Genomic DNA, 11798 nt, shown 5'->3' with positions numbered 1-11798 from the left:
TGCGGCAAGAAACGCCGCAACTGGGAGACGGCGCGGTCGCGACTTGCGTCGCTCCTACCCTCGTGGAAGCACACCACTTCGATGGAGGCGTCGGCGTTGTCGCTTCTGCGCGTCCCTGGGTCGCGGCTCACGCCGCTCCTACAGGGATTGCTACGCAGCATTGCGTTGCAGGGACGGGCCTTTGTAGGAGCGACGTAAGTCGCGACCGCGGGACGCGCAGAGATGACGAGGGCGATGCGATGCCTGCCCGCTCCTTGGTCTCGGCCAGCATCCCCTCCTACCCTCAAACAGCGACAATGCCGATCAGGCCATTACACGAGCCCCTGCGATGCCCCGACTCTCCTGCTTTGCCTCTCGTTCCGTCCTGCTGGCCCTGTGCCTGTCGGCCACGGGCGCCCTCGCCGCAGGCCACGAGCACCCGCCTGCGGCAACCGAGAAGACCGCGACGCCAAGCACGCCGGCTTTCGACGACGGCCCCTATCTGCGCTATGCCACCGGGCGCATCGAGGCGCGCTGGATCTGCGACGGCAAGGCGGTCGAGCACTCGTTACCGGCGCTGCGCTGGCCGGTCGCGGTGCCAGCGCAATGCGGCCAACCGGCGGTCTCGGTGCGCGCACCGGCCAACGCCGAGGCAGAGGTCCCGCCGAAGGGCGTCGAACGCATCGCCGCGCTGTCGGACGTGCACGGCCAATACGATCTGATGCTGCAGTTGCTGCAGAACAATGGCATCGTGGATCGCAAGCTACGCTGGAACTACGGCCGCGGCCATTTGGTGGTCGCTGGCGACGTGTTCGACCGCGGCCCCAAGGTCAATCAGGCCCTGTGGCTGCTGTACAGCCTGGAACAGCAGGCGCGTGCCGCCGGCGGCGCCGTACATCTATTGCTCGGCAATCACGAGGCCATGGTGCTCGCCAACGATCTGCGCTACGTCCACCAGGGCTACCAGCGCAATGCCGGTCTGCTCGGCAGTACCTATGTCGAGCTGTACGGCCCCGACAGCGTGCTCGGCCGCTGGTTGCGCAGCAAGCCGGTGATCGGCCAGGTCAACGACTTGCTGTTCGTCCACGGCGGCATCGCCGCCAGCTATTTCGAGTCCGGCCTGAGCCGGGCCCAGATGAACCAGCGCTATCGCGACAGCCTCGGCACGCCCAAGGCGGTCTGGCAGCAGGACCCGGCGCTGCTGCCGCTCTACAACGGTAAGACCAGCCCGATCTGGTACCGCGGCTACTTCACCGATCCGGCCCTGGCCCAGGACCATGTCGATGCGATCGCCACGCGTCTCGGCGTCGGCCGCATCGTCGTCGGCCATACCTCGCACAAGCGGATCGGCAGCTATTTCGACGGCCGTGTGATCGCGATCGACAGCAGCATCAAGAACGGGCAGTACGGCGAGCTGTTGCTGATCGAACGCGGCAAGCTCAGCCGCGGCACGCCCGAGGGCAAGCGCCTGCCGCTGACCGCCGACGAGCCTGTCTCCGATTGAACCTGAGGTGGCCACGCGGACGCCGCTCGTCGCCCGCATGGCGGTGAGCCGCGCTCAGCGCGCGATCTCGAGCAATTCCAGATCGAACACCAAGGTCGCGTTCGGTTCGATCTGGCCGGGCACGCCGGTCTCGCCATAGGCGAGCTGGGCGGGCACCCAGAAACGGTGTTTCGCGCCCGGCGACATCAGCATCAGCCCTTCGCGCAAGCCCGGCATGATCTGGTTGAGCGCGAACTCGGCCGGGTGATCGGTGGCGTAGGTGCTCTCGAACTCGCTGCCGTCGAGCAAACGCCCCACGTAGTTGACCCGCACCGTGCCGTCCACCGCCGGCCTGGCGCCGCGACCGGCGCGCTCGACGCGATATTGCAGGCCCGATGCGGTCGTGACCACACCCGCTTGCTTGCGGTTATCGGACAGGTAGCGATTGCCCTCGGCACGGTTCTTCTGCGCCAGCGCCTGCTGGCGGGCCTGGCGCTTTCGCTGCAGGTGCTCGACGAAGCCGCTGCGCACCTTGGCGATCTGCGCCTCGTCCAGGCGCGGCGGCGCGCCGGCATGGGCCGCGCGCAGCGCGCTCACGACCGCGTCGATATCGACCTCGTCCTTGATCGGCGCGAGCCGCTTGGCCATGTCGAGACCGACCATGTAGCTGACTTGGCTGCGCGAATCGCCGAGCGCGGCCGGCGCGGCCGGCCTTGCGTCCGTGGCGGCGGCGCGCTCGGTGTCGAAGCTGCAGGCTGCCGGCAACACCAGGAGGCAGAATACGAGGGCATGGGCGGAGCGGTTCATGGTGCGGCACTCTCCTGGCGATAAGCACAGAGACGGTCGATGGGCTGGGCTGCAGCCCTCAGTCGGTCACCGCGAAGGCGACCATCATGCCCATGTCCTCGTGCTCGAGGTTGTGGCAATGGATCATGTAGCGATGCGTGCCCGACAGGTCCTGTGCGAAGTCGATGGCGATGCGGACGATCTCGCCGGGCCAGATCACCACCGTGTCGTTCCAGCCGGTGTCCTGCGGATTCAGTCCTTGCGCGGCGACCGCGCGGCCGCGGATGTCGGGCGGGCTGATGCTGCGCGACACGACCCGGAAGCGGAAACCGTGGATGTGGATCGGGTGCGGCATGCTGGTCATGTTGTTGCGTATTTCCCAGACCTCGCGGCTGCCGCGCTCGACCCGGAACATCGGCTCGTGGCCGACCGTGTGCATGTTCCAGTCGTTGATGAACCAACGGCCCTCCTGGTTCATGCTCAGGCGGATCGGACGCACCGCCCAGCCGGCGGTGTCCGGCGGCGGCGCCAGGTCGCTCAGGCGTTCGGGCAGTGTCGCCGGCGGGCGCTGCGGTGTCTTCGGCGCGGTTTCGCCGCAGCCTGCGATGCAGAACTGCATCAGGTCGAAAGCCTCGCCCATCGCCGCGGCGCCGGGGTGCTCGCCCATCGGGTCGGGCGCGAACGCACCGGATTCGTCCTCGTTCTCCATCGCCAGGTATTCCAGACTGCGCAGCAGCACGCGTTCGCCGGCGGCGACCGCGCTGAAATCGATCAGCACGTCGATACGCTGCGCCGGCGCGAGGAATACGTCCTCGACCGTCCACGGCCGCGCCAGCAGCCCGCCGTCGCTACCGATCAGATGGAACGGCAGCGACTGACCGCGATGTTCGAAGGCGAGCCGCAGCATGCGTGCGTTGGCGACGTTGGCGATGCGGAAGCGGTACAACGACTGCAGTACGTCAAGATAGGGCTCGGGTGTCCAGTTGACCAATAGCCGGTTCCCGATCCAGTCGTCCGCGCCCTGTCGATAGACGATGGCGTTGCCGGCGTTCACCTGCTTGTCGGAAACCATCAGCGGCAGATCGCGCACGCCCCAGGGCAAACCGAGACTCGCGGCCAGCGCGCGTTCTTCGTCGTCGTCCACGCGCAACAGCCCGGCCAGACCGTGTTGCAACTGCGCTCCGGTGCGTCCGTGCGGATGCGCGTGGTACCAGTACAGGCCGGCGCGATCGGCGACCCGGAAGCGATAACGTCTGCCGGCGCCGGGCGCGACCGGATGCAGGCCGCTGCCGTCGTTGGCTTCGTCGACGCTCAGGCCGTGCCAGTGGATCGTGGTGTCTTCGCCGAGGCGATTGTCCAGGCTGACGTCCAATTCTTCGCCGCGATCGATGCGCAGCAAGGGGTTGATGCCCAGGCCTGCGCCGGCGGCATGGGCGTAGTGCCAGATCCGGGTCGGAGCGCCGTCGAAGATCGGAAACGCCGCTTCCGTCGCGGTCAACACCAGCGGCGACGTCAGCCGAGTTTCGGCGAGCAGACCGCTCGCACCGGGAATTCGCAGCGGTTGCCGGAATGGCGCCGGTGCGGACGCTGTCGCCGAGCCCGATGTCTCCCAGTCCACAGCGCCATGCGCCGCATGCGGCGAACGAGGATCCCGCCGCGACAGCGCGTACGGCAGCGCGAGCGCCGCCGCGGCAGCGGCCGGCAGACCCAAGACCCACTTGCGACGATTCGTATTGACCATGGACCGGGACACCCTCGCTGGCGACGCGTCGACGAAGCGCACTGCGGATGCGTCCTGGCACGGACCGCTTCGTCGTCGATCGATCGCAGGAAACGCGCCCCGCGCATCGCACCGGATCGATCCTTCGGCACATCCGGGCCGATGCCGTACGGGCATGGATCACGCTCCAGGCGACATCGACGCACGCCGAAAACCCCTGATTCGCAGCGTTTGTTTCATCCGCGGCGTGGCCGCGTCAAATAACCAAACATCATGAGAAATCCGGTCGCTCGCAGCTGAGGTATCGGCGAGCGACGCCGTCTGCATCTCAACAGGGGTGCACTTCAGTCGTTCGATGCGAGGCAACCACCATGTACATGAATGGCGGCGAGATCACTCGTCAGCAGGCAGGCTTCTCCATCGCCGGAGTCGCCGCCAGCCGAGTTTTCGCGAAGATGCCGATTCGGCAGCGCCATACACGGCGCGCCGATGCCATCGATGTCCGACACGTTTTCGTTCGGCGCATCGATGCCGGCCCAGAGCCTTCCTCGTCTGTAGGGCTCATCGCGCGCAGCCGACCGTTCGCGCCAGGCGCGGCAACCAGCGCTCCACTGCGTCGGCCGAGTCGTCGGCCTGCGTGTTCCGCCGCAACACCTCACACCGGTCGCCAAGACCAGGCCTGACGACGCAGGCCAGTGCGTGCGGACCGGGCATGAAATCAGCGCCCGGCCACCGATGCGCGGGCGACTTCCTTCAAACACGGAAGCTAAGAGGAGACTTCGATGGCCACCCCAGGTGCAAGCGGCTTTCGCCGACGAATCACGCTCGGCGCGTTGTTGTTGTCCGGAAGCCTGATCGGTTCCCAATCCGCGTTCGCGACCCAGCGGACCTTGCAACTCAGCGAAGACGGCGTCATCAGCAAACGCGTACCGACCACGCGTTCGGCGCTACTGGCCGCACCCGGCAACCGGGTCTGCGAAGCCGGCGCCAAATGGGTCCGAGTCGGCTTCAAGGAACTGGTGCTGCAGGGCTACGACTCGCTCAAGATCACCAGTTCCGGCGGCGACCGCTACGTTTTCCAGGGCGATCACTGGAATAACCGCGCCTTCCACTCGCGCGCCTTTCGAGGCGAGTGCGTGGTCATCGAGCCCTACTTCGGCCATCCCGACAGCCGCTACACCGTCGACAGCTACGACTTCGGCACCAAGGATCTCAGCCTGACCACGGTCACCGTGGCCGGCGCCGGCGACATCTGCGACAGCTCGCCGGCCGACTGCGGCAAGACTTCGGACCTGATCGTGGCGATCAACCCGACCGCCGTCTTCACCGCCGGCGACAACGCCTACGGCAGCGGCACCCTGTCGGAATACAACAACCTCTACCACTCGCGCTGGGGCCGATTCAAAGGCCTGACTCGGCCCACGCCCGGCAACCACGACTATCAGACCACCGGCGCAAAGGGCTATTTCGACTACTACAACGGCACGGACCAAGCGACCGGTCCGGCCGGCGATCGCAGCAAGGGTTATTACAGCTACGACGTCGGCGACTGGCATTTCATCGCTCTTAATACCATGTCCGGCGGCAGCGTCGCCTCGGCCCAGCTGACCTGGTTGAGCAACGACCTGGCCGCGAACACCAAACCCTGCACCGCGGCGTATTTCCATCATCCGTTGATCAGCCGCGGCAATTACGACGGCTATAGCTCGGTCAAGCCGATTTACGACCGCCTGTACGCGGCCAAGGCCGACCTGGTGATGGTCGGCCACGACCACAACTACCAGCGCTACGGCAAGATGGACGGCAGCGGCACCGCCAAGACCGACGGCCTCCGCCAGATCCTGGTCGGCACCGGAGGACGCGATTTCTACTCGCTCAGCGGCAGTCATTCGCTGTTGCAGGCCAGCCAGGCCCACACCTGGGGCGTGCTCAAGCTGACCCTGACTGCGACCGGCTATACCGGCGATTTCGTGCCGGTGGCCGGCAAGACCTGGACCGATCATTTCTCCGGCACCTGCAACAAGGCGCAGACCGGCAATGTTCCGCCGGTGGCGAACTTCAATTCGGCGACCAACGGCCTGACCGCCAACTTCACCGATGCCTCGAGCGACAGCGACGGCAGCATCGCCTCGCGCGCATGGACCTTCGGCGACGGCAGCAGCTCGACCGCGACCAACCCGAGCCACGCCTACGCCAGCGCCGGCACCTACTCGGTGTCGCTGACGGTCACCGACAACGGCGGCGCCACCCACAGCGTGACCAAGTCGGTCACGGTCGTGGCACCGGGGAACGTCAACCCCGTCGCTGCCTTCACCTTCACCACGTCCAACCTCACCGCGGTGTTCACCGATGCCTCGACCGATTCGGACGGCAGCATCGCCGCACGCGAGTGGAACTTCGGCGACGGCATCACCTCGACCACCACCAGTCCTTCGCATACCTACGCGGCGGCCGGCACTTACAGCGTGTCGCTGAAGGCGACCGACGACGACGGCGCCAGCCACACGGTAACCAAGTCGGTGACGGTGAGCACCGCGCCGACCGGCAACGTGCTCGGCAACGGCGTGCCGGCGACCGGCATCGCCGGCGCCAAGGACAGCGAACAATTCTGGACCATGGAGGTTCCGGCCGGCGCGACCGGCCTGAAGTTCGTCACCGCCGGCGGCAGCGGCGACGCCGACCTGTACGTGAAGTTCGGCTCCAAGCCGACCACCACCGGCTACGACTGCAAGTCCGACGGCAGCAGCAACGCCGAAACCTGTTCGATCGTCACCGCCCAGGCCGGCACCTACCATGTGCTGGTCAAGGCCTTCGCGGCGATTTCCGGAGTTTCGCTGACCGGCAGCTACGCCAACGGCCCGTCCGGCGGCGTGGTCTGGAGCAACGGCGGCCTCAGCACCGGCGCGACCGCCAAGGACGGCACCGCCGCGCCCTCGGGCACTACCTGGAGCGAGTTGCAGAACGACACCGGCAACACCGCCGAGAGCAACACCACCACCGGTTACGCCGTCAGCAACGCGACGTATCGTCTGGCCGACGATTTCGTGGTGCCGAGCGGGCAGAGCTGGACCCTGTCCTCGGTCGACGTCTACGCCTACAAAACCAACTACAGCGGTTCCAGCTCGCCGTTCACCGCTGGCGTCCTGCAGGTTTGGCGCGGCCGGCCCGGCGATCCGGGCAGCACCTTGCTGTGCGGCAGCACCAGCAGCAACGTGCAGGCCTCCTCGAGCGATGCGCGGATCTATCGCACCGGCAACAGCCTGTATCCGTCTCCGGGCAGCGCTACGGCCACCACCCGCAAGGTCTGGCGCAACCGCCTGAGCATGCCGGCGGCCTGCGCGGGCAGCGGCTTCTTCAGCGCAGGCAGTTATTGGCTGGTCTGGGGCAGCACCGACAGCAGCGCCGGCGCCCACTTCGCCCCGCCGATGACCGTAGTCGGCGCGCGCGGCCGCAGCGGCGCCAATGCCCGTCAGTACGATGTGTCGGCAGGCACCTGGAGTTCCCTGATCGATGTCGGCAACCCGTCCTCGGCACCCGACGTTGCCCAGGAACTGCCCTTCGAGCTGATCGGCACCACGCAGTAAAGCGCAGGCCCGGATCGCCGCCGGCGGCGGTCCGGCTCTCGGATATGGCCGTCCATGCCCGACCATGCACGACCGACGCGGGTGAGGTTGCGACCTCGCCCGCGTCTTCGCGATAGAGAGACTCGGATGAAACAGACCGCTCCCCGTACCATCGCAGGCCTCATCGCCGCAGCCTGTCTGCTGGCCGCGTGCGAGCGCCAGGCCGCCGCGCCCGGGCCCTCGGCCGCAGCGCCTTCGTCTGCCGCGCCGGGCCGGGACCACACCGTCATGGCGGTATCGACCTCGAAAGCGGTATCGATCACCGGCGTCGAACTCGGCAGCGCGCCGATGCGACCGCAGGACTTGCCGAAGCGGCAGAAGACCTTCACCACCGGCGACACCGTGGTGGTGACGATCAAGACCGCCACCCGCGACGCACAGGCGCACGTGCCGGCCCGATTGAAAGTGCGCTGGATCGACCCGGCCGGCAAGGTCTTCAACGAAGAAGCCAAGCCGATGACCTTCAACGGCACCGGCAGCGACGATTTCCGGGTCGCCGAGCCGACCGGGTGGAAGGCTGGCGACTATCGTGTCGAGGTGTCGCTCGACGATGGGCCGCCGGTGCGGCAGGGGTTTTTCGTGCGCTGAGCCTGCGCCGGACAGGCCCGGGCCAAGTGGTAGCGAGCCTTGGCAGTCTCTCTTTGTAGGAGCGACGTGAGTCGCGACCGCGCAACGCGCGGGGACACCACGGCCGACGCCGCTTCCCGGAGCGGCGTACTTCCGCCGGGGTAGGAGCGGCGCAAGTCGCGATCGCGAAACGCGCAGAGATAACGGGCCGTCGTCATTCGCCGAAGCGGCGTGCTTTCGCCAGGGTAGGAGCGACGCAAGTCGCGACATCGCTGCGGCAGTCTTGCGGCGCCTCTCTCGTCTAATAGATCAAGATCAACCCCAAAGCTTCCGCCACTGAAGCGGCGGGTTACTTTCTTTTGTCTGAAGCAACAAAAGAAAGGTAACCAAAGAAAAGTGCTTTTGTTTGAATCACAGGCCCGCGCGCTCGATGCATACGCAGGGATTTTTCATACGGGACCTCCCTGTCCCGATAAAAAACGGCGCGCATCCCTGCGCGCCGCCCTCCGGGTCTTCGATGGCCGTCGCAAGTGCCCGGCGACGCACAGCAACAGCCAAAGGTAGAGGCCCTAATGGAAATCCGAGCGCGGCGACGCCCTCCCTGTAGGAGCGACGTGAGTCGCGACCGCCGGGCGCGCAGAGGCAACAAGGCCCACGCCATCCATCGAAGCGGCGTTCTATCGCCGGGGTAGGAGCGGCGCAAGCCGCGACCGCGAATCTGCGACGGGCGGCGCGGGCAATCGAGATTGCGTGGTCGCGGCTTGCGCCGCTCCTACCCAAGAGCAGAGCCGACGCATCTGCCATTGCCATTGCCACTGCCATTGCGTGATTTTGATTTGCTGCCTTGCCGGTCAATTGAAGACCCGAAGGGCGGCCCGCAGGGATGCGGGGCGTGCGCAAGCAGGCCATGGATGGCCTGTCTGGAGCATCCCGGCGTCGGCACCGATCGTGCGGGCTGGTGCCCTTGCAGGAAGAAGCACTTTTCTTTGGTGACTTTCTTTTGTTGCTTTGGACAAAAGAAAGTTACCCGCACCCTTTAGGGGGCGGAAGCTTTGCTATTGCCGTGGCTTCAAAGCCCTGCGATAGAAAACGTCGCAACTGGAGACGGTGCGGTCGCGGCTTACGCCGCTCCTACGGGGGGCTACGGCTGGCAACGCCGCAAGACCGACGCAGCGCGGTCGCGGCTCACGCCGCTCCTACAAGGGCTACGGCTGGCAACGCCGCAAGACCGACGCAGCGCGGTCGCGGCTCACGCCGCTCTTACAAGGGCCACGGCTGGCAACGCCGTGAGATCGGCACGGGATCGCAACCTCGATGCGGAGAAACGACACAAATCGCGGCCTTACTGCATACCCAATCGGCCGCCATCGCAACCCACCCAACCGCACCGGATGACGCCCAAGCAAGCCTGGGGCTATGCTCGGGCGATTCCCTGCAGGAGAACCTCCGTGCGCGAGCTGTATCCGGAAATCGAGCCCTACCGCACTCACCGTCTCGCGGTCGACGATCTGCACGAGTTGTACGTGGAGGAATGCGGCAACCCCGACGGCTTGCCGGTGGTGTTCCTGCACGGCGGCCCCGGCGCCGGGGTCTCGCCCTATCACCGCCGTTTCTTCGATCCCAAGCGCTACCGCATCGTGCTGTTCGACCAGCGCGGCGCCGGGCGCTCGACGCCGCACGCTGAGCTGCGCGACAACACCACCTGGCACCTGGTCGCCGACATCGAAGCGATCCGTCAGTATTTCGGCATCGAGCGCTGGGTGGTGTTCGGCGGTTCCTGGGGCTCCACCCTGGCTCTGGCCTATGCGCAGGCCCACCCCGAGCGCGCGCTCGGCCTGGTCTTGCGCGGCATCTTCCTCGGCAGCACCGGCGAGCTGCGCTGGTTCAACGAACTCGACGGCGGCGCGCGCTGGATCTTTCCCGAGCGCTGGACGCGGTATCTCGAACACATCCCGCCGGACGAACGCGAGGACATGACCGAGGCGTATTGGCGCCGGCTCGACAGCGACGACGAGGCGGTGCGGCTGGCCGCGGCGCAGGCCTGGAGCTACTGGGAAGGCGGCAGCACCACCTTGCTGCACGACCCGGACGAGGCCGGCAACTTCGAGGAACCGCGGGTCGCGATCAGCGTCGCGCGGGCCGAGGCGCACTACTTCCGCAACCGAGTGTTCCTGGAACCGGACCAGTTGCTGCGCGGGGTCGAACGCATCCGCCATATTCCCGCGACCATCGTGCAGGGGCGCTACGACATCATCTGCCCGGTCAAGAGCGCCTACGAACTGGCCTGCGCCTGGCCCGAAGCCGATTTCCGCGTGGTCCTGGCCGGCCACAGCGCGGCCGATCCGGCGATCGTCGACGTGCTGGTGAGTGCGACCGACGCGCTCGCCGATCGGTACGCCTGAGGCTCTGTCGCAGCGAGCAGGACGGCAGGGCCGGCGGCGCTATCGCGTCGCCAGGCCCTGCCAGCGTTCGAATTCGGCGCGCCCGACCTGCTCGGCGATATGGCGCAGCCAGCGGCTGAAATCCTGCGGTTGCCCGGCCAGGGCGGCCCACAATTCGGGCAAGGTCTTCCAGGCCCAATCCGAGGCTTCCCGCGGGTCGGGCTGCGGCCGGCCGTCGTAACGGCCCACGAAGACGTGGTCGTACTCGTGTTCGATCAGGCCGTCGGACACGTCGAGGCGGTAGCTGATGCGGGCCACGTCTCGAAGGTCGCAATCGAAGCCCATCTCCTCGCGCAAGCGGCGGCGCGCTGCGGCATCGGTGGCCTCGCCTTCGCGCGGATGGCCGCAACAGCTGTTGCTCCACAAACCGCCGGAGTGATATTTGCCGTCGGCGCGCCGCTGCAGCAGCCAGCGCCCCCGCGCATCGAACACGAACACCGAGAACGCGCGATGCAGCAGGCCTTGACGGTGCACCTGCATCTTCTCGCCAATGCCGATGGCCTGGTCTTGGTCGTCGACCAGGATGAGCATCTCGTCCATACCGCCCTCGTTTCCTGCCGCGCTCGCGGCATGAGCACGACTATGCCAGCCCCTGGGTTTCGTTACGTGCGCTCAATCACGGGCGCGGCACGAAGCCACCGAATCGGCACAGTGCAAAAGCGAACGGCCCCGCCAGGGCGGGGCCGTTGCACTCGAACCGGGGCGCGACGTGCTTACTTGTCGATGCGGGCCGGATCGCGGCTCGTCGAGCTGGCGCCCTTGCTGTCGGCGGTCGGCGCCGGCGGCTCGCCGCCCAGATCGCCGGCCGGCATGCCGTTAGGGAACGCCTGCTTGCACACGCGCGAGAACAGATTCGCCGAATACGGGTTGAAGCACTTGCGGTTGACGACCTGGTACTCGCCGGTAGCGGCGTTGACCGGCCTCCAGCAATCCTGCGGCACGCCGATCTTGCAGAACAGGAACGGGTTGTTGCCGTAGTACGGAATGAACTCGTTGGCGAAAGCGCTCGACGACGCCACCAGCAACACGATCGACAGACAAAGCTTTTTCATCAGACCTCTCCTTAGTGTGAACTCGATTTCCTGTATCGCAGATCGGCGCGTCGTTCCCCTCGCCTGGACTCGCGGTCGAAACCGGCGAATCGGCCTCCTGGGCCCCTACGCTTCCCCTTGCCGCCACAGCCTTCACGGCTTGAGCTT

At 66.7% G+C, this 11798-nt stretch carries 9 protein-coding genes; 4 read left to right on the top strand and 5 right to left on the bottom strand.

Features of this window, described 5'->3' with window-relative positions; genetic code table 11:
* Positions 1-328 precede the first annotated feature (328 nt).
* A complete protein-coding gene (locus tag AC6CH2_RS18775) occupies positions 329-1483 on the top strand; it encodes a metallophosphoesterase (RefSeq protein ID WP_498270514.1) in 1155 nt (384 codons plus the stop codon).
* Between the two features lie 54 nt (positions 1484-1537).
* Here the strand turns inward: AC6CH2_RS18775 and AC6CH2_RS18770 are convergent, their stop codons facing one another.
* From AC6CH2_RS18770 to AC6CH2_RS18760, 3 genes are all read right to left on the bottom strand, one after another.
* Complete coding sequence (locus tag AC6CH2_RS18770; protein WP_498270513.1) at positions 1538-2269, bottom strand: FKBP-type peptidyl-prolyl cis-trans isomerase N-terminal domain-containing protein; 732 nt, start codon at positions 2267-2269, stop codon at positions 1538-1540.
* A 58-nt stretch (positions 2270-2327) separates the two neighbouring features.
* Complete coding sequence (locus AC6CH2_RS18765) at positions 2328-3749, bottom strand: multicopper oxidase family protein (protein WP_498270512.1); 1422 nt, start codon at positions 3747-3749, stop codon at positions 2328-2330.
* A 563-nt stretch (positions 3750-4312) separates the two neighbouring features.
* Entirely contained in the window at positions 4313-4477 is a 165-nt protein-coding gene (locus AC6CH2_RS18760) for a hypothetical protein (protein ID WP_498270511.1), read from the bottom strand.
* 273 nt (positions 4478-4750) lie between these two features.
* On the opposite strand from AC6CH2_RS18760, the gene AC6CH2_RS18755 reads away from it, so the two are divergent.
* From AC6CH2_RS18755 to pip, 3 genes are all read left to right on the top strand, one after another.
* Positions 4751-7552: a PKD domain-containing protein gene (locus AC6CH2_RS18755; protein WP_498270510.1), complete on the top strand. Its 2802-nt coding sequence runs from the start codon at positions 4751-4753 to the stop codon at positions 7550-7552.
* A gap of 126 nt (positions 7553-7678) precedes the next feature.
* Entirely contained in the window at positions 7679-8179 is a 501-nt protein-coding gene (locus AC6CH2_RS18750; RefSeq protein WP_498270509.1) for a hypothetical protein, read from the top strand.
* 1427 nt (positions 8180-9606) lie between these two features.
* Positions 9607-10560: a prolyl aminopeptidase gene (gene pip / locus AC6CH2_RS18745; protein WP_435395518.1), complete on the top strand. Its 954-nt coding sequence runs from the start codon at positions 9607-9609 to the stop codon at positions 10558-10560.
* A 39-nt stretch (positions 10561-10599) separates the two neighbouring features.
* On the opposite strand, the gene idi is transcribed toward pip, so the two are convergent.
* Both idi and AC6CH2_RS18735 read right to left on the bottom strand, forming a co-directional pair.
* Positions 10600-11139: an isopentenyl-diphosphate Delta-isomerase gene (gene idi, locus AC6CH2_RS18740; RefSeq protein WP_498270508.1), complete on the bottom strand. Its 540-nt coding sequence runs from the start codon at positions 11137-11139 to the stop codon at positions 10600-10602.
* Between the two features lie 173 nt (positions 11140-11312).
* Complete coding sequence (locus AC6CH2_RS18735; protein WP_498270507.1) at positions 11313-11651, bottom strand: hypothetical protein; 339 nt, start codon at positions 11649-11651, stop codon at positions 11313-11315.
* Positions 11652-11798 lie beyond the last annotated feature (147 nt).

It is taken from the genome of Lysobacter sp. GQ73, from assembly GCF_059758755.1.
Note: the sequence above shows the minus strand (reverse complement) of the source record. Positions and strands in the feature narration are given on the sequence as shown.